Source organism: Flavobacterium defluvii, from assembly GCF_900129555.1.
Classification (GTDB): Bacteria; Bacteroidota; Bacteroidia; order Flavobacteriales; family Flavobacteriaceae; genus Flavobacterium; species Flavobacterium defluvii.
The window spans coordinates 738,850-757,749 of sequence record NZ_FQWC01000002.1 but is presented as its reverse complement, the minus strand read 5'-3'; the positions used below and the strand labels follow the sequence as shown (position 1 = coordinate 757,749).

Annotated in this window: 15 protein-coding genes; 4 read left to right on the top strand and 11 right to left on the bottom strand. The window is 37.5% G+C overall.

The window, feature by feature from the left end; all coding sequences use genetic code 11:
* Nucleotides 1–80: 80 nt before the first annotated feature.
* From BUC29_RS07485 to BUC29_RS07475, 3 genes are all read right to left on the bottom strand, one after another.
* Nucleotides 81–923, bottom strand: coding sequence for an RteC domain-containing protein (locus BUC29_RS07485; RefSeq protein WP_073414824.1), 843 nt, complete (start codon nt 921–923; stop codon nt 81–83).
* A gap of 179 nt (nt 924–1,102) precedes the next feature.
* Nucleotides 1,103–1,951, bottom strand: a complete 849-nt coding sequence (locus BUC29_RS07480) for a helix-turn-helix domain-containing protein (protein ID WP_139260435.1) — start codon at nt 1,949–1,951, stop codon at nt 1,103–1,105.
* Between the two features lie 309 nt (nt 1,952–2,260).
* Nucleotides 2,261–2,968: a hypothetical protein gene (locus BUC29_RS07475; RefSeq protein WP_073414820.1), complete on the bottom strand. Its 708-nt coding sequence runs from the start codon at nt 2,966–2,968 to the stop codon at nt 2,261–2,263.
* Nucleotides 2,969–3,307: 339 nt separating this feature from the next.
* On the opposite strand from BUC29_RS07475, the gene BUC29_RS07470 reads away from it, so the two are divergent.
* A complete protein-coding gene (locus BUC29_RS07470; protein WP_073414818.1) occupies nt 3,308–4,984 on the top strand; it encodes a helix-turn-helix domain-containing protein in 1,677 nt (558 codons plus the stop codon).
* A gap of 85 nt (nt 4,985–5,069) precedes the next feature.
* On the opposite strand, the gene BUC29_RS07465 is transcribed toward BUC29_RS07470, so the two are convergent.
* The 7 genes from BUC29_RS07465 to BUC29_RS07440 form a co-directional block, all read right to left on the bottom strand.
* Nucleotides 5,070–6,128, bottom strand: coding sequence for a phospholipase D family protein (locus BUC29_RS07465; RefSeq protein ID WP_073414816.1), 1,059 nt, complete (start codon nt 6,126–6,128; stop codon nt 5,070–5,072).
* Nucleotides 6,129–6,213: 85 nt separating this feature from the next.
* Nucleotides 6,214–7,197, bottom strand: a complete 984-nt coding sequence (locus tag BUC29_RS07460) for a DUF6236 family protein (protein WP_073414814.1) — start codon at nt 7,195–7,197, stop codon at nt 6,214–6,216.
* A 24-nt stretch (nt 7,198–7,221) separates the two neighbouring features.
* The gene (locus BUC29_RS07455; RefSeq protein ID WP_073414812.1) at nt 7,222–7,968 is read right to left on the bottom strand and encodes a hypothetical protein; all 747 of its coding nucleotides are present in this window, start codon (nt 7,966–7,968) and stop codon (nt 7,222–7,224) included.
* A 32-nt stretch (nt 7,969–8,000) separates the two neighbouring features.
* The gene (locus BUC29_RS07450) at nt 8,001–8,933 is read right to left on the bottom strand and encodes a phage exclusion protein Lit family protein (RefSeq protein ID WP_073414810.1); all 933 of its coding nucleotides are present in this window, start codon (nt 8,931–8,933) and stop codon (nt 8,001–8,003) included.
* Between the two features lie 220 nt (nt 8,934–9,153).
* A complete protein-coding gene (locus BUC29_RS07445) occupies nt 9,154–10,272 on the bottom strand; it encodes a hypothetical protein (RefSeq protein ID WP_073414808.1) in 1,119 nt (372 codons plus the stop codon).
* 121 nt (nt 10,273–10,393) lie between these two features.
* A complete protein-coding gene (locus BUC29_RS21775) occupies nt 10,394–10,528 on the bottom strand; it encodes a hypothetical protein (protein WP_262489293.1) in 135 nt (44 codons plus the stop codon).
* Between the two features lie 11 nt (nt 10,529–10,539).
* Nucleotides 10,540–10,788 (bottom strand): helix-turn-helix domain-containing protein, encoded by a 249-nt coding sequence (locus BUC29_RS07440; protein ID WP_012025070.1) that lies wholly within the window; start codon nt 10,786–10,788, stop codon nt 10,540–10,542.
* Nucleotides 10,789–11,460: 672 nt separating this feature from the next.
* Between BUC29_RS07440 and BUC29_RS07435 the strand changes: the two genes are divergently transcribed.
* Genes BUC29_RS07435 through BUC29_RS07425 form a run of 3 tightly spaced genes read left to right on the top strand, consistent with a single transcriptional unit; the run spans nt 11,461 to nt 18,547 of the window.
* Nucleotides 11,461–14,481 carry a SusC/RagA family TonB-linked outer membrane protein gene (locus BUC29_RS07435; RefSeq protein WP_073414805.1) on the top strand — a complete coding sequence of 1,007 codons (3,021 nt, stop codon included), beginning with the start codon at nt 11,461–11,463 and terminating at the stop codon, nt 14,479–14,481.
* 10 nt (nt 14,482–14,491) lie between these two features.
* Nucleotides 14,492–15,877, top strand: a complete 1,386-nt coding sequence (locus tag BUC29_RS07430; RefSeq protein ID WP_073414803.1) for a RagB/SusD family nutrient uptake outer membrane protein — start codon at nt 14,492–14,494, stop codon at nt 15,875–15,877.
* A 39-nt stretch (nt 15,878–15,916) separates the two neighbouring features.
* Nucleotides 15,917–18,547, top strand: a complete 2,631-nt coding sequence (locus BUC29_RS07425; RefSeq protein WP_084538599.1) for a S9 family peptidase — start codon at nt 15,917–15,919, stop codon at nt 18,545–18,547.
* A 65-nt stretch (nt 18,548–18,612) separates the two neighbouring features.
* On the opposite strand, the gene BUC29_RS07420 is transcribed toward BUC29_RS07425, so the two are convergent.
* On the bottom strand, nt 18,613–18,891 hold the full coding sequence (locus BUC29_RS07420) for a DUF6520 family protein (RefSeq protein WP_073414799.1): 279 nt from the start codon (nt 18,889–18,891) through the stop codon (nt 18,613–18,615).
* Nucleotides 18,892–18,900: the final 9 nt, after the last annotated feature.

The following is an 18,900-nucleotide window of genomic DNA, read 5'->3' as shown; positions in this document are numbered from 1 at the left end:
AAAAATTGGGATGCCAGTCCCTGCCAATTGGCTCTTATGGGTAAAAAAGGAAAACTTTTAGGCCGTTAATCCGCAGCTGTTTAAAGCTCTTTGTCCATGTACTGCTCCAGGGACGTCTTAAGGTGGTCCAGAAAAGAAGTCCTCGTTCCAGCCCTGTCTTTCATCCTGTGGAATGAATGATGCACATCGCCCAGCGGAATGCGGAAAAGCAGCTGAAAAACAAGGGTTATCCTGCGTATTCCGATCTTTCCGTGCGATACAACTCCAGAGGCATAAAGCGCATAGATAAGTTCAATTAGCGCGTTTTTGGAATCCGTCCAGAAAATTTCTTTGGAAAATTCCGTCCCTCCCGCAAAAGAATCCGTAGATACTTCTGGATTTATCTTCGTGGTAAGATAATTATAGATAAGCTCATTGGCGATGATCCTCGCAATCTTATTGTCATAATAGGTCGAGAACCTGTGGTCGATCTCGAAAACATAGCTGTTCAGTCCATCGCTGTAATTGATCTTTCCTCGCAAAAAATATTCATCATCCCGGTCATTTCTCCCCGACTTGTAGTAGCGGTAGAAGTGTGTGCTGAAGATGCATTCCTTGAACTGGGCTTTGAGCTGCTGGAGATGGCTCATGAAAAATTTCTGATGGACCTGCCCTTCCTTGACCGGACAGATGGTCTCAATGCGGAAAACTTTATTATAGAACATCAGTTTGCCCAGAATCAGGGGTTTGATGTTCCTGAAAAAGTCTATTTCCTCCGCTTCGTCCTCGAATCCCTTTTCAAGCACATGCTGCCGTACAGTTTGAAGCACCTCCTTCAGATAGAGCGTCATCTGATGGGCCTCATCAATGAGATGGGCGGTCTGGCAGGATAATTTGTCTTCTTTAATGCTGATTTGGGAAATAATGGAATGCAGTGAATTCATACTCGAAGGATTTAATGTAATATCTTTTACAAAAATTCCGGGCGCAGCAAAAAAGTGCACTGCCTGCCGTTATTGGTTTGGCAGCAGAAGCAGTCATTACGCCGTTCTCAAAAATAAACCTGCTGGTAAAAGATAGTACGGTTAGGTGAATTTATTAGCATAATCGAATAGGTGACGTATTAAAACTTGAGGCTCAGACGGTACTGGGTTGGTGAAAGCCTGGTATTCTTCTTGAAAAAACCGCTGAACGCCGCAGGGCTGTCAAAGTTGAGCTGTTCGGCAAGCTCGGAAACGGAAAGCTGCGTATCGGCCAGAAGCAGATAGGCCTCCGACAGTACGGCCATTTCTATAAAGCGTTTGGCGGAAATCCCCAAAACTGCTTTTACGGCTTTGCCCAGGTGGCCGCTGCTGACAAATAGACAATCGGCATAAAATTTCACATTATGGTGCCTGGGCGAATTCTGCTGCACCAGGCCGATAAAATCCATTACGATCTTATCATTCCGGTAGTGTAGGATTGCCCTGTTTTTGCCGTACTTATAGCGCAGGTCGATGTACTCGTAAACTATCATATTGAAGTACAGCAATACCATTTCGTCCTTGAAGACTGCATGCCTGCAGCCGATCTTTTTCTTCAGCAGCCGCAGAAGCGATACGACATGCCGCAGTTCCTTCCCGTTAACTGCAAGAACGGGAGATTGCTGTCGGGCAAAAATTTCCATATAGCCCGCACCGAACCTTACTATCCTGCTGGAAACGGCAAATTCCGCAGTACAGGACACCAGCCATATGCGGTGAAGCCCGGAGAGGGAATCGACCTCGGCGCTGCCCGGAACAGCATAGATATCGCCGGCACATATTTCCGCACTGGAGGAAGATTCTGCGAACTTGATGGAACCCGACACCACCGCTAAAAGGGTAATCCAGCCCGGAACCAAAAATTTGGAAAGCGCTTTGGCTGATGCGATATCATAAAGATAAACCACCTTAAGCTCATCCCACCAAAGACTGTCTGTTAGTGTATTCAAAATATTGATTGTATTTGCATGTAATTTTACGTGAAGAGCTAATCTTTCAGGGACCGGCTTTTTTTCGTGCAAGCCAGCCGCATGTCACAAAAAAGATAAATAGTATATTGACCAGTATGGCTAGAAGGACATAAATAAAGTGCCGTATTCCCGAATACTTGATCTCGCCGCCGTTTACATAGCCCACTATCTCGTCATAGCTCATAAGATCTACCACAAGATAGAGGCTAGCCAGATTCAGTGCTATAAGAATGACGCAGGTGAAGATTCCCGCAGATTTCTTATAACGTTCCGAAAGGATGTGCAGGATCACTCCAAGACGCCGTGCTTTTGACATATTCCCACGGCGGCCGCCATTTTAAGTCCTAAGACAACGTTCTGCTCGGATGCGAAAACTGTCTGGGCGATCCTTGTCACGGACGTTTCCCAATCCTTGTCCTTTCTTTTCCTTTCAGTGGAATAGCGGACAACAGAGGATGTTGTCAGAAGCATTTGTTTGTCAGCTGCGCTGAGCGAAGAATTTGCCTGCACATCCTGTTCGTAGGAAACAATCTGGGCATAGAAAGTCTGATAAGGATCATCGGCATGCAGCGTGAGCAGGCTTTCCAGCTGCATCAGGCTGGTTCTGGCTTTTTGACCGAGTATGGAGGACAGAAGAATGTCATCCATCGTTGCCTCACTGCCAACTATGGAGGTGAGCTGATGAATCCTTTGGTGCAGTACCGCGTCATTTGTCATTCCATCGAGCTCGGGATAGGTATCGGCTATGGAGTCTATCATTGCCGCGGCATGTTCCACTGAATTCAGTTCCAGACCGTCCGTATCCAGAATGTCGAGGATTTTGCTGTAAAAGTTTCCCGCAGCATCATACGGATTCTCGGGATTTGAGGGGCCAGTGGTTTCCTCTTTAGAGGCCTTTGAGGTATTTGTGTTTTCAATTTTTCCCTCTGTAGTTTCATCGGAGCAGGCAATAACAGCAAAAGGCAGTATTGCCAGCCATAGTTTGATTTGTTTCATCTTTGATGTGTTAAATGTTACTGATTTTGTTCAGTTCATTTTTCACCCGGGGGAAGCAGAACTATTCTCTGGAGTGCCTCCAGTAGATTTGCTTTGAATTCAATGGCAAATCTATCGGCTAAAATCATCACATACAAACACTTATATAGCGCTTTACTGTAATGCAACTGTCTTTTTTCTGAAAATCGACATACCTTTTTTAACCCTAAATTTCATCATATTTCCTTTTTTATAACTATATTTGGGTCAGTTAGCATTTGATATTCAAAACAATAGACCTCTCAGGATATGTTTGGCGGAATCCAGTTCCATTCCTAACAAACCTCTTAAATTTAATCTATGGTAAGATATTTACTGGTGATCTCTTTGTGCCTCTGTTATATTGCAAACGCACAAAAAACTATTGCCAAAATTCCCGACTCCTTGAGAAATAGGGATTTTGATTATCTCTTTGATTGTATTGATAAACAGGAACAGAGCATCGCAGTAAGGGAAATCTATCTTAAGGCTTTTTTGAATAAGGCACAATTGGAGAAAAATTGGGAAGAGCTTTCAAATGCCTATAAAAATTATGTGCATTATGCTCCTGCAGCGCAGAAGCTCATCTATGCAGACAGCATGGTCATGGCAGCCAAAAAATCAAATGACAATTCAATCATCGGTTCAGCCTACCTGTCAAGAGGAGTGGCCTACTATGGGCAGAAGCGTCTTAGAAAAGCAATGGACAGCTATCTGATCGCAGACCAGTACATATCCAAAACAGACGACGGCTACCTCATCCATAAGACCAAATACCAGATTGCCCAGATTAAATTCTATCTCGGATATTACCATGAAGCCATCTCGCTGTTTAACCAGTGCATAGCGTATTTTAAGGATAATGATGCCAGGGCTTACCTGAATTCCCTGCATTCGCTTGGAGCCTGCTACAAAATGGTCGGAAACCACGGCATGAGCACCGAAATCAACAGGCTCGGAATTGCAGAGGGAAAAAGAACCGGAAACCTGGACATGCAGCATTACTTTGTCCAGTCGGAAGGGATAAACCAATGCATGATCCACAACTACGATACGGCGCTGCAGAAATTGCAGGCCTCCCTGCCCGCGATACGGGACAATAATGATTTTTCAAATGAAATGGTAAGCAGTTTTTATATCGGCAGATGCTATTGGGGCCTCAATGAAAAAGAAAAAGCAATGCATTACTTTAAAAAAGTGGATCAGGGGTTTTCACAGCATGAATATATGAGGCCTGATTTGAGGCAGGCTTATGAATATATGATCTCCTATTACAGGGACAGGAAGATGATTGAGGCGCAGCTGCACTACGTGGAACGCCTGCTGGCAGTGGATAAGAAGCTTCATGTGACCTATGCCTATCTTCAGGGAAAAATCAGAAAGGAATATGAAACCCAGGATCTTTTGAGGGAACAGAAGATCCTAAGGCAATCCGTTAACAGCCAGAAAAATAACGACCGCATATCCATATCGGTTATAAGCATACTTTTTCTGCTTTTATTGTTAGGGATAATATGGTTCTTCAAAAGCAGAAGCGAATCGCGAAAAAAATATGAGGAGCTGCTGCAGAAAATTGAGAACGAAGCCAGAGCCAAGTCCGAGAAAACCGACGAGCTCGATTTTGCGATAAGCAGCGATGTCGAGCAGGCGGTGCTGCAGTCCCTGAAAAAATTTGAGGCTGGCAGGAAATTTCTGGAAAAAGACCTTGATCTCACCAAACTGGCGGGCCATTTCAATACCAACACCAGATACCTGTCAATTATTATTATGCGCCACAGAAACCAAAAGTTCAACCAGTATATCAATTCCCTTAAGATAGATTACATCGCCAAGAGGATACGCAATGAGAAGATCCTCCAGAACTACACGCATGAATCGCTGGCTCTGGAAGCAGGATTCTCCACCACCCGGCGCTTTGTTAAGGCTTTTGTAAGCTTTACAGGGATAACCCCAAAATATTTTATAGAAGAATTAAGGAAGGAAGAAAACATTCCATAATAGTAAAGCAAAATATTCACAGTCAAACTTTGCTTTTCTATAAAAGTTTTTAAAACGAGGTTCCAATGTTTAATGATCTAATATTCTATAACTTTTCTAAATCCGAATCTATTTTTAATATTTTATCCATTAAAAAATTCCCGAATTCATTAGTCAATTTTAATTTATCGGCCCCTCGCATTAAACTGCCGAAACTGTTTTTCCCAGTTGGCGTTATGTTTAATGCAGTATTTTGCAAAAAGAAATTCTTCTGATTGGTAATAGTTATATGCTGTTTTGCCCATTCTCTGCCATAATTAGGCGTTAGATTCTCACCGACAAAATAATACGGCCATCTGTCGTTTTCATTTCCTGTATTCTTAAGTTCAGAGTTGACCCTGTATACCGAAAGAATATTTAGATGTCCAACAGCATAACAGATAAGGATATCCCCTCTCCTTACTCCCCTTGGTTTTACCTTTGAAAAATGCAGATTGCTGTCCACCTCATCAAATTTTGCAGATAGGGGAATTGTATCATGTGACACGCCAATAGGTTTTAGCCAAAATGTTGCATTCGTCTCTATTTGAAGATAATTTTCCCTGCTTTCAAACAATAAGGACAAATTTAGCTTGATTGGATTGATCTCGCCTTTCGGTTTTGGAATATCATTAATTTTATCCAAACACTCATCAATTTTCTGTTCGTTAAAACTCTTGAATTTTATCTTTTCTATTATTCCATTTTTAACTTTGCGTATTTCCACTGCATCTTCAATTAATATACCCCACTCGTTGTTGATCCTAAGACCTCTGTCTGTGAAGTTTGCTGAAGTTATGATTGCTTTTGCTGAACCATCAGTATTCTCACCTATGAATATCTTGCCATGCAGGAAATTATCAATTAGGATTTCAAACTCTACGCCTTTCAAATTAAAAATCTTATAAAGCTCTTTAAAATAAGAAATTTTTGAGTACTGATCTTTGTCAAATGGCTTCAACGTGGTTACAATTGTGACCTTCCGAAGATAAACCAGCTCTTCGAAATTTATAAGTTCTATGTTCTTTGTGATATATGGACTTATGATTATGACACTTTTGGCCTCCTTAAAAATTTGATTTACTTGATGCAAATGATTCTGTCTGGTAAGGTTATTTATTATCATTTTATTTACACTTTTTATTTCTCAGATTATTTAAAAATTTTTTCAATTATAGTATACATCGCTTCTACAATTTACTGATTATTGGCTACCTTATTCTCTCTAAGTTGGTCATATATTTTTTACAGTATCTACCGGTCTCGTTATCACGCAGTGCTCTGTTTAGTGCATATCCTCCTCCAATAATAACTCCTAAAGCGCCTAATATTTCTTTGACATATTCAGGAGAGGTTGCAGCTGGATTTTTGATTAGCATATAGGCGGCAAAAGGTACTGAAGCAAGCCCTAACCCTGTCAAAAGTACCTGTCTGCTGAATTCTGAATATATATTGTTGTAATTATTTATGAAATCTTGTTCGCTGTAGCCTTCACCAATTTTCTCTTGGATATTTTGTAGTTCTGCGTTGAATGCCCGTAAATAATCCCTATTCTTTTCACGAAACTCTATTAGTCGTTCAAAAGGTACATCTGCTAGATTCTTTGGAATAAGAAGATTGATGATTCCTTTGGCAAACCTAGTTCTATGGTTCAAACTCGGAGTTGTAGAACGGGAGTAATTGGTAAAATTGTCGTATTTGTTATTATCGGTAATTATGGCTGCAGATTCCTCAAATGCTATTTCCTTTGCCAGATAGGTCATAAATAGAAACGCCAGCTCCTCAGGCAGCATTATGCCGTTCTCGGTTCTGCGTCCAATATTGTTTCGCTCACAATAATCCGCCCATATGTCTGAGAATTTTTCATGGTAAACATTAAAATTCCAATTAGCACTATTTTGCCATTTTCTGATCAAGTTTGCACTGTTGAATAAAAGACTTCTCTCGTGCGTGCTGGCAAAGATTTTATCTGCTTCTTCAATAGCTTTCAGCGAGGCTCTATATCCCACATCCGCTCCAGGGCTGTACGGTCTTATTAAATCCGTATTTTCAATTATCCTTGCATAATTATCACTGACCAGACCCCGGCGGCTGTAGGGAATAATAGGCCTGAAATTTTCGAAATATAATAATGAAAACTTCAGCCAGGCGTCTGTTGGAGGCTCAAAAGTCGGATAATAGATAAGTGGTTCCATTTTTAACAGTTTTATAATTTAATTTTACAATTCCTTTCTTCCGTATTTATACAAAGCACTATTAATTTGTAAAGCTGTAGTTCCGCTGATTTTCGCAATTTTCACAATATGTGAATGAACCATAATGCACGTAGCGTAATTATCGGAAAGTGTTCCCTTATTTTCTTCCAGCCAATGCAGGTCGAAATCCTTCATAAAGGAATAGCCCTCGTTTTTTAAACGTACAATGCCTCTATCTACCTCCAATCCGGTCGGCATGACAATAGCATCGATTCCATCATTTTGCCAAAACCGCTTCTGATCTTCCAAAATAATTTTAAAAGCACCTAAAAAAAGCCATGAACCTATCCCAATAACTTCTCCATTATCTCTAAACACAGTTAATTTATTTAGAAGTCGTTGCTGCAGAACATTGATATCTTGGATTGAACAAACATTGAAATCCGGCATTAAGTTCTTTACCCTGTTTAGATAAATTCTAAAATTTGTAAGCGCAGTATCCAATCCTTCTTCTCCAAACCTGAGACTGTATAATTTCGCAATTTTGGGATCTTTTGCTATTGCCGCATCAATATATGCTGACGCATAAAAAATAAAATCATCATCATATTTTGCATGTCCGGTCCAGCTTAATGAAATTGCACAGGCAATTGCAAAATAGCTGTGGGGAAGAGTCCGAAAAAAATGATGGCTTCGATCGTGTAATTCCTCGCAGAAAATTTGGCCGTTTTTACCGAGGTAATCTGCAATCTCTTTATCTGATTTCGTCATTTTTCTAATTCACTTAATTACGAAAATTTATCCTATTTTTTGGCCTGTTCCAGTAAATCATAGAAAATATCCTTGATGGTTGTACAGGTTCTATTTTCAATTAATCCTAAGCCATATTGTCTATCCCAAGTCTTAATAAACAAGCACAATGTTGTCCATATTTCACTATCAGCAGAAGGCTGCAGAATTTCAATAGCATTTTCTATCCGCTGGTCTAAATCAGGATGGGTACTTCCTCCTTTTAAGGAATTTTTTACAAACAGCATTGAGGCTAGCCCCATAGCAATCGCAATTTCGGCTTTTTGCCTGCTGGTAGAATTCTTTATTATTAATTGGATTGCCCGTGAATCGGCTTCAATTTCCAAATCCTTAATTTCTTCATTAGAGAGTTTTCCTTCTTTGATTTTTTTTATATGCTGAAATTCAGCATGAGCAGTTTCATGATAAAGAATAAAATTCAATACTTCAACAAATAAATCATTTACCAGCAGAATATAATTGCCCTGCGGACTCTCCTCATCAAAATATTCAGGGTTAGGCAATTTTTCCTTATCCCAATCTGCGAATCCTTTTATCAAAGTGAGTCCATAACTGAACAGGTCCTCTGCATCACTTAAAAGCTCATCGCTATATGGCCTGCCTTCCATCTCTCCCTTATCAATAAGATTTGGAAGCGCATATTTTTCTTCATGCAGTACAACAAAATAATAACAGTTAATCCAAATATAGGATAAGAATGTTTCGTGGATGTTTATTAAACCATTTTCATAGATAAAAGGGCCTTGCCTATTATTTAACGGTAAGTTTTGATCATGGTATTGTATCTTTTCGTCCAGAATTGAACTAGACTGAAGTGATTCTATATACTCTTTGTTTCTATTAACAAGTCTTGTCGTTAAATTATGCTTTAGGACTCTAATCGGCTGTTTTCCGCTATGCGAATTCTGCCATACGCTTTTTTTCATTTGGCATATTACATTATGAAGTTATTCTTTCTCTCTCTTCTAATTAAGTATTAATTATGGGCCTTTATCAAACAAATGAGTACGAATCGCAAAGAATCTTCAAACATTGGATTGATTCAAATCAAAACATAAATGCTTACCGTTCTGATCTCATCCGAAATATAAATTAATCATCTACCAATATATAATTTCCGTACGCAATTTGTTAATTTAATCTTATTTAAACATGCTTTAGTAATTCTTCATATTGGACAAGAGCACCGACTAATAGATCTGCGTATAAGCGATACATGTTAAATAAAATATGATACGTCTTGCTGGGACAGCCTAGAAAATTTTTCAATGTATTTTCTTCATCTTCTTTTATCCTTTTATATGTTTCTGATATTGAATCAGTATAAAATTTAATATCATCCTTACTTGGGCTAAAAGAATTAAACTTCCAATAATATAAGGGAAAGAATTGTTCTGGATATTTATGTATTTCCTCAAACCAGAGCATATTATACTTACTGGAAAGGATTAATTCAGACAATTCTTCGTCAATTTTTTTTCCGGTTTCCGAAAGGAACCATCGAGTTAGGTTTGGTAAAATATCCTCCCAGCTGCTGAAACCTAAATTTTCTTCTGCAATACGAATATCTTCGTACTTTTCAGGATGCTGAGTAATATCTCGATATTTATGCTGGACATACTTATTTAATTCCACAACTATAGCCGCCTGCTTCTCAAGTATAGAACCTGTTTCATAGGTAGTGAAGTAATTATATGCATCGTTTCTTAAATCTTCTTCCTTGATTTGTTGAAATGTTAATGCTGTTACATCTATAAAATCCTTATGCTTTTCAATATCACCAAAATGGGCATAAAAAGGTTCATTTTTTGATGAAAAATCTACTCCCCCAGCATAATATGGAAGTGTGATTAAAGAAGTGCAAACGATGCCGTTCCTCCAGATTTTCTTTTCAAGAAAGTCGGTTATAACATCTTCGTCGATGTTTTTTTTATTAATATGATACAAAAGCCTTTTTGAGTAATTGCAGGAAGCCAGGCTTCTTAATGCTCTTTCAGCAGCTGCTCCATTAAAACTTTTTCCGGCTGCATCACTTAGCCTTAAGATCTTGACATCCTCAAGATCTGGGAAATAATATCGATGATAGGAAAACAGAGTAACTACTGGTTCAATTCCTTCTACAAATGCCCCGCCTCCTAAATAAATTATGGCATGACTGTACTCTGAATTACAGTTCTCTCTAATTTGTAAACTGCTTTCATCTTCTGGAAACCTGACTAGCAGAATGTCAAACTGCTGCAGGCTGTGGATATCTATTTGGTACATAAATTTTAAAAAGATTTCTTGTTTTTACGGATCAGGTTAACTGCTTGGTCCCATTTTTTATTTTTTAAAACAAACCTATAGTACAGCATTGACATTAACTTACGGTTTTCCGTAATTTGTTTTAAAAAGTTGCAAAATAATCTTTTAATGATGGAATGCTTACAGTACTAATACGTGTTTTATTAAAAAAATGGCATAAAAAAAGATGCTCGCAGGCATCTTTCTCTATTTCATAGTAATATATTAAATTAGACATCCTTGAACTTTTTAATCAAAATTAAATAATTCTCTTATATCTACATTCAACTCCATAGCTATTGAAAATAAGGTTTCAATTTTCGGATTAGTTTGACCTCTTTCTATTTTTCCAATGTGATTTTTAGCATATCCTGTTCTCAACCCTAATTCTTCTTGTGAAATTGGCTTGCCATTATCTTTATTAATACACTGATTTCTCAGATGCATAATTCTTTTTCCTAATTTGATTCTCTCTTTTTTAAAACCATCTTCTTCCATAATATAAAAATCGCTTTTAAAAAAAAGAAAAAAGGCAATCTAAAGATTGCTTTGTAAAGAAATTTTACTATATTTGTTTTTTAATATATAAATTTGCGATAACTTCATAGAAAATATTTGAAGCATTCGCTTTGAACCTTGCACTAGAAAAAACTGGACACTTTTTCAACCGCGCGCAAGAAGATAAGTGTAAATGCTCACGCCATAAACGGCGTGGGCTCACTTATGCGCGCAAGGTAGTCCAGTAAATCCTTCTAGTGTGTAAGTTGAGACTAACCCACGCCTACTTTTTTAGGCGAAATCCAACTTCTCAAAGCAAATTCCTTAAATTCTAAAGAAACGCATTCATTTGTTTAACCTTTAAGAAGGTCAGATATGATGTAATAATTGTTCTGTTTTTGTAATGCCTGGCCTGAAACGGTATTGCCATTGAATTAGTTTAAGGGCCGGGCATTGCCCTGCAGGTCCAGCATATGCCTTGGCACAGGCTGCAAAATCACAATCTAGTTTTTAAAATCTTAATAAATGCGCCAATGAAATAACCGTTTTACAGCATAATTTGAAGTGCGGCATCAGATGCCGCTTCAAAAAGCAGTCCCCTACCGCAGCGACTAAACTAGTGTAGAGGACCTTAGCTAATCAAAACCAAGTTCAACTAACCAATCCAATATTATGAATATTTTTTCATTTTTCAAGGGTGGGAAAGCTTTTTATTGCCTTCTTTTTACAGGCTTTCTTCTCTCTTTCTCCCCTTCAGCCGCTAGAAACAGTCTGCGGCGAAGCACATCTTCATTCCAACAGCATCTGGTACAGGGAACTGTCTCCGACGGGACCAGTCCCCTGCCCGGCGTTACGATCTCATTAAAGGGAAATTCTAAGGCTGCCGTGATTTCTGACTACAACGGGCAATTTAGTATTTCTGCTGGTTTACTGGATACCCTCGTAGTATCCTATTTGGGTTTCAAGACGAATTACATACCGATTAAAAGCCGAACAAAAATTGACATTGTGCTGCAGTATGACACCACTACTCTGCAGGAAGTAAAAGTAAATGCAGGATATTACTCAGTGAAGGAAAGCGAACGAACAGGAAGCATTGCCAGAATTACATCTAAAGATATCGAAACCCAGCCCGTGACAAATGTATTAGCCACAATGCAGGGTCGGATGGCAGGAGTCAGCATTACGCAGACAACTGGTGTGCCTGGGGGAGGCTTTGATATAAAAATAAGAGGACAGAACAGCATTCGATCTGATGCTAACGCACCTTTATACATTATAGATGGAGTCCCTTATTCCTCAGACCCCATCGGTTCATATTACACTGGAACAACATTTCCTGGACTGGTTAGTCCACTAAACAATATTAATACGGAAAGCATCGAGAGTATAGAAGTATTGAAGGATGCCGACGCTACTGCTATATATGGTTCTAGAGGTGCAAATGGCGTTGTTTTAATTACAACTAAAAAAGGGAAAAAAGGAAAAACTACTTATAGTTTCAGTACCTCCACCGGTGCAGGTAAAGTAACACGCTTTTTAAAACTAATGAATACGACGGAGTATTTAGGAGTTCGTCGTCAAGCTTTTATAAATGATGGTCTTACGCAGTATGGTGCATCAGACTATGATGTAAATGGAACTTGGGATCAAAATAGGTATACCAACTGGCAAAAAGAATTGCTGGGAGGCACTTCGCAAATCTCAGATTTTCAGGGATCGGTTACAGGCGGAAGCGAAACTACCCAGTTCCTTTTAAGCGGTAATTTTCATAGGGAAACAACTGTATTCCCAGCGGAATTTGTTTACAAAAAAGGAGGATCTCAGTTCAGTCTTAATCACCGCTCGGCAGATACGAAATTTAAATTAATTTTTTCTGCCTCTTATAATATTCAGGATAATGACCAGCCTTCTTTTGATCTTACAAATGATGCTCGTACACTGCCTCCAAATGCTCCAGCCTTATATGATTCCAATGGAAACCTTAACTGGGAAAATGGAACCTGGGATAATCCTCTGGCAAATCTAGAGTCTAAATTAGAGTCTTCCACAAACGATTTCCTTTCCAATGTTATGCTGTCATATGAAATTGCAAATGGACTTGTACTTAAAAGCAGTTTCGGATTTACTAATCTCAGTACAAAAGAAACGAGAATTGTTCCTTCCACAATGGGAAATCCAATGTACAATCCAAGCAGTTCCAGTTCAGGGATATTTTCTAATAATACTGACCGAAAATCTTGGATAATAGAGCCCCAGATTACATGGACTTTCCAAAGCGGAAGGAGCAGATATGAGTTTCTTGCGGGATCTACATTTCAAAACCAGAATACTACCAAGTTCTATTTGATGGGAATTGGATTTCCTTCAAACAGCTTAATTTATAATATTGCTGCGGCAAAAACAGTCCAGGTCCTTTTAAATGATGAAACTCTATATAAGTATCAGGCATTTTTTGGAAGAATTAATTATAACTGGGATAAAAAATATATTCTAAATCTTACTGCACGGCGCGACGGTTCGAGCAGATTTGGTCCCGGCAACCAATTTGCCACTTTTGGTGCTATTGGCGCCGCATGGCTATTTAGTAATGAAGAATATTTAAAAAATTCTTGGCTAAGCTTAGGTAAACTGCGTTCAAGTTACGGCATAACTGGAAACGACCAGATTGGAGACTATCAGTTTTTAAATACATATACAACATCTGGTGCAATATACAATGGCATTACAGGGTTAAAGCCTACCAGACTCTTCAATTCTGATTTTGGATGGGAAACCAATAAAAAGTTTGAAATTGCGTTAGAAACAGGTTTTTTTAATGACCGAATTTTATTTTCTGCCGCCTATTATCAAAATACATCATCCAATCAGTTGGTTGGAATACCATTACCTGGCTCTACGGGATTTACAGTAATACAGTCTAATCTTGACGCTACTGTTCAGAATAAAGGCGTTGAATTTACTTTAAGCACACTAAATTTTCAAGTAGGGTCGTTTAGCTGGAAAACAAATTTAAATCTTACAACCACCTTAAATAAACTTCTCAGCTTTCCAGGACTTGAAAGTTCAACTTATAAACAGCAATATCGTATTGGCCAGCCTCTAAACATCCAGCTGATGTATAAATTTGAAGGGCTGAACACACAGACTGGAATATATCAGTTTGAAGATACCAACAAGGATGGAGTAATTTCATCTCCTAACGATAAACAAACAGTTGTAAATTTTAATCCTAAGTTTTTTGGAGGGATCCAAAATCAAGTTAACTATAAAGGTTTTTCTTTAGATTTTTTGTTTCAGTTTGTCAAGCAGAAAAACACAAGCTATCCAATGGGAAGTGGAGGAATGATGTCCAACTTGCAGGAACGAATGCTAGATAGCTGGTTGACCCCCCAACAATTAGGAAATTATCAGCAGTATACCACTGGATACAACTCTGATGCAGTTATGGGCGACTATCTTTTCTCGCAGAGTACTGGATCTGTTGTAGATGCATCCTTTATCCGATTAAAAAATATTGCCATTTCATACAATCTTCCCTTGAATTTAAAAGATACAAAATGCAGAATAATTTTGCAGGGACAAAATCTTTTAACATTTACCAAATACGAAGACGGTGATCCCGAGTTTATCGCTTATGGTTTTCTACCGCCATTAAAAGTAATAACGGCTGGCCTCCAGTTAACTTTCTAAACATAACAAAATGAAATCAGTTTACATAATTTCAGAAAAAATAATATGCATTGCCTCACTAGTACTAGCATATTCTTGTAATTCTTTTGTTGAAGTTGAACTTCCAAAATCACAGCTTACGAATACGGCTGTTTTCGAAGAATTCGAAACAGCTGATGCCGCTATTACGGATATCTACTCTTCTTTAAGGACAAGAGGAATACTAACTGGATCTGGATCTGGTATTTCTAATCAGCTGGGAAATTACGCGGATGAACTAATCAGTATTGAAAAACCTTCGAATTCAAGCCTCTTTTTTTACAATAATACACTGCTTCCTTCAAATTCTCAAATAGCACTTTATTGGAATACATCTTATAGCCAAATATATGCCGCTAACTCAATAATAGAAGGTGTTCGAAAAAGTAGCAATTTATCAAACTCACAAAAAAATCAACTATTAGCGGAAGCCGTTTTTATTAGAGCAATTCTTCATTTTTATTTGGCTAATTTATTTGGCGATGTGCCTTACATAACCGTGACTGATTATAAGACAAACAGCACCGTAAGGAGAACTCCTGTATCAAAAATTTACGAATTTATTATAAAAGATCTTTCCGATGCAGAACCACTATTACCTGCAAACTATGATTCAAGTGAAAGAGTTAGACCAAATAAATATTCAGCCAGAGCATTTCTGGCAAGGGTTTATCTCTATAATAGATCGTATTCCGAAGCATCTGATTCAGCTTCAGCAGTAATTAATCAAAGTGGTCTGTATGAACTTAACATGGATTTATCAAAAGTCTTTTTAATTGCTTCGTCTGAAACCATCTGGCAACTGCAGTCTGGAAATGCAGGAACAAATACATTGGAAGGCTCATTCTTTATCTTTAGTTCCGGACCTCCTTCATTGGTTTCTTTAAGTAGCGATCTGGCGGAGTCCTTCAGTAATGGTGACATGCGTCGTTTAAACTGGATAAAGCCAGTCGGTAATAGTTCTGCCACATGGTATCATGCAAATAAATACAAAGAGAAAAATACAACTTCATCTTCAAAAGAATACTCGATTCTTTTTAGACTCGCCGAAATGTATTTAATAAGGTCCGAAGCTAGAGCACAGCAAGGCGATCTTATTGGTGCAAAAGAAGATCTTAACAAGATAAGAAATCGTGCTGGTCTTCCAAACTCAGGCGCTATTACCAAGGCTGAAATTCTTAATGCTATTATTTTAGAAAGGAAATGGGAGTTGTTCACTGAATTTGGACATCGTTTTTTTGATCTTAAAAGAACCGGAAGACTAGACACTGATTTAGGATATAAGATTGGTTGGGATACAACCGACAGTCTTTTTCCTATTCCTGAGTCCGAGCTCAATACCAATCCGAATCTTCTGCCTCAAAATCAAGGTTACTAATTTCTCTCACTCCTATAAATTTTAAATAATTGCACCAGAATGTTTTTATTCAACTTAATAATACGAAAGATCTCATTTTTTATTTTGCAATTAGTTGTCTGTCTCTCTTGGGGACAGACAATGCAAAAAAAAAGATTATTAACTCCTGACTTTTACCACCTTTGGAGTACTTTACAGCTTGATAAAATCTCTGAAAATGGAGAATGGATAAGCTGGAAAATGTCGTATTCAAATGGTAATGACACACTTTTTCTTAAAAACCCGCTTCACAATAAAATCTTACAGTTCTCCTTTGGCACTAATTCAATATTTGCAGGAAATGATTTTTTTATCTGCCAAATCGGCAAAAATCTTGAACTTCTTAATTTGAAATCCTATAAAAAAGAATTTTATCCTAATATTGACAAATTCGAGTATTCTGCCCCAATTCATACTTTGGTATTTTTAAAAAAGAAATCCGAACTAAACAATAGCCTTGTGATCAGATCCTTCAATAATGGATCTGTTAAAGAGATTCAAAATGTAATTAACTTTACCATCTCTCCTTGTAAACGCTATATAACCTACAGCTTATCGCAGTCGAAAAACCTTTGTTCTGTTCATATATATGATCTGCGGAGTCAAATCGATTTAAAATTGGCAGAATCAGAAGCCGACACTATCTTCAGTGATTTTACATGGCAGAATGATGGAAATGCTATAGCATTTTTACAGAGATCTTATAATCAGAAAATTATTTCGATATACTTCTTTATTTTAAAGGACAAAAAAATGAAGAAACTGGAAGAGAAGCAAGCATCAGATTCACTATATGGAAAATCGTTTTACTGGGATCCATTTTATAAAATTATAATTTCAGATGATCTTAAACGAGTCTTTTTTTCTGTCAGAGACAATAAATCAAATAAAAATAATACAAGCAGTCTCGTGGAAATATGGAATGGAAATGACAAATGGATATATCCTCAAGATGACAAAACCGGAAATTTTAAGGATTCACCAAAAATTGCTTTATGGGAACCTGAGAAGAATATATGCCGGCAGATTACATCTGATTCACTTCCAAAAATACTATTGACCGGCAATTTCAATTATGCACTACTTTACAATCCGAAAGATTACGAACCACAGTTTGAAGATGAAGGTCCAAGTGATATTTATCTTATGGATCTAAATACCCTTGAAAAGTCTTTACTTTTAAAAAAGCAATTCGGCTGTAGACGTTCAGTAATACCATCTCCAAATGGAAAATTTATTGCTTATTATAAAAATAATCATTGGTGGATATACGATCTTTACTTGAAATCTCATCATAATGTCACAGAAAAAGTTGGTGTCAGCTTCACGGAGAAAACTAGACTGTCTGCGGAAAGTTTGTGTGGAAGTCCTGGATGGAGTAAGGATGGTAAAAACTTTATAATTTATGACCAATATGATATCTGGATAGTGAAGACAGATGGAAGTTCTTTTAAGAAAATTACATCAGGTAGGGATGCCAAAATAGTTTTCCGCATTACAGAAAGCTCTGCAACCAAGATTCTAAATTACCAATATGACAAAAGTAAAAATCAAATTTATGATCTTGAGAAACCCTTGATTCTTCAAGCTCACGGAGAAGACGAAAAAACAGGTTATTTTCAATGGTTTCCTAACAATAAAGTAAAAAAAATTATTTATGAAGCTAGCCTTATCAAAGACCTGAAATCTAATTTTAAAGGTGAAAGCATAGTATTTTTAGAGCAGAAATTCAATATGCCTCCCAAGCTGCAACTTGTCAATGGAAATAAAAAAAAATCAACTGTTTACAGTAGCAATAACCACCATGAAAAATTTCTTCTGGGAAACTCAAAACTGATATATTACCAAAATTCTAAAAAGCAGAATATAAAATCCGTTTTAATTTATCCAGCGAATTACAACCATTCCAAAAAATATCCAATGATCGTTAACATCTACGAAATACAGTCTATGAATTTGCATAAGTATTTTAATCCGACGCTGTTTAACGAAGGCGGATTTAATCCTTCAATTCTTTCCTCAGAAGGTTATTTTGTTTTACTGCCTGACATTATACTAGAACAAGGGAATCCTGGGATTTCCGCATTGGACTGTGTTACGTCAGCAACACAAAAGATAATAGACATGGGGCTTGTGGATCCAGCTTCAATTGGATTAATGGGACATTCGTTCGGAGGATTTGAAACTGCTTTTATTGCCACTCAGACAAACTTATTTGCAGCGGTTGTCCCTAGTGGCGCTATTACAAATTTAAAAAATTTTTATTTTACTGTAAATTTAAAATCTGGGAAACCCGAGTCGTGGCGATTTCAGAGTTTGCAGTGGAATATGAGAAAATCTCCTTTTGAAGAACCTGACTTATATGTAAGAAACTCACCTATCGATCACATTGAAAAAATTAAAGTCCCTACACTATTATGGTCAGGAAAAGAAGATGCCCAGGTAGATGTAAAACAAAGTATAGAGTTTTATCTGGCTCTTCGAAGGCTAGGTAAAAAAAGCATTATGCTTCTTTATCCAAATGAGAACCATTCATTTTCATCAGAATCAGCACAGAAAGATATATCAATTAGAATTTTACAATGGTTTGATTATTTTCTAAAGAAAAAACAGGGCAAAGAATATTTATGGATAAGTGATGGCATAAAATAGCAATTATTTAGTGCAGTTTCAAACTATATTGAAACTGCACTAATTCTTTTATTTTTTTTCAAAAATTAATTTGGACGATACAAAGGCTGAAGACAGTCATTATTGCCCACTTTTTTATATGCAATCGCACCCGCCGGAGCATAGGAAATGCGACACATTTCAGGAACGGGAAAATCATCACATTCAACTTGAACATCTGTACATTTATTATTAGAAGTTCTAGTGAATCCATTTTCTGGAATTTCTTTCGAAACACTTTGCATTGAAGTTGTTGCGAAAGCTCCCCCAATACCTAAAACCGCAACGGCAATAGGCAGAAACTTACTTAAATTTAACGTTTTCATAATTTCAAT

Excerpts from the sequence above, each read along its gene's own strand:
- BUC29_RS07435 (WP_073414805.1), top strand. The coding sequence starts at position 11,461 with ATGAATATTTTTTCATTTTTCAAGGGTGGGAAAGCTTTTTATTGCCTT.
- BUC29_RS07430 (WP_073414803.1), top strand. The coding sequence starts at position 14,492 with ATGAAATCAGTTTACATAATTTCAGAAAAAATAATATGCATTGCCTCA.
- BUC29_RS07465 (WP_073414816.1), bottom strand. The coding sequence starts at position 6,128 with ATGATAATAAATAACCTTACCAGACAGAATCATTTGCATCAAGTAAAT.
- BUC29_RS21775 (WP_262489293.1), bottom strand. The coding sequence starts at position 10,528 with ATGTCTAATTTAATATATTACTATGAAATAGAGAAAGATGCCTGCGAG.
- BUC29_RS07475 (WP_073414820.1), bottom strand. The coding sequence starts at position 2,968 with ATGAAACAAATCAAACTATGGCTGGCAATACTGCCTTTTGCTGTTATT.
- BUC29_RS07455 (WP_073414812.1), bottom strand. The coding sequence starts at position 7,968 with ATGACGAAATCAGATAAAGAGATTGCAGATTACCTCGGTAAAAACGGC.
- BUC29_RS07420 (WP_073414799.1), bottom strand. The coding sequence starts at position 18,891 with ATGAAAACGTTAAATTTAAGTAAGTTTCTGCCTATTGCCGTTGCGGTT.
- BUC29_RS07445 (WP_073414808.1), bottom strand. The coding sequence starts at position 10,272 with ATGTACCAAATAGATATCCACAGCCTGCAGCAGTTTGACATTCTGCTA.
- BUC29_RS07425 (WP_084538599.1), top strand. The coding sequence starts at position 15,917 with ATGTTTTTATTCAACTTAATAATACGAAAGATCTCATTTTTTATTTTG.
- BUC29_RS07485 (WP_073414824.1), bottom strand. The coding sequence starts at position 923 with ATGAATTCACTGCATTCCATTATTTCCCAAATCAGCATTAAAGAAGAC.
- BUC29_RS07460 (WP_073414814.1), bottom strand. The coding sequence starts at position 7,197 with ATGGAACCACTTATCTATTATCCGACTTTTGAGCCTCCAACAGACGCC.
- BUC29_RS07450 (WP_073414810.1), bottom strand. The coding sequence starts at position 8,933 with ATGAAAAAAAGCGTATGGCAGAATTCGCATAGCGGAAAACAGCCGATT.
- BUC29_RS07440 (WP_012025070.1), bottom strand. The coding sequence starts at position 10,788 with ATGGAAGAAGATGGTTTTAAAAAAGAGAGAATCAAATTAGGAAAAAGA.
- BUC29_RS07470 (WP_073414818.1), top strand. The coding sequence starts at position 3,308 with ATGGTAAGATATTTACTGGTGATCTCTTTGTGCCTCTGTTATATTGCA.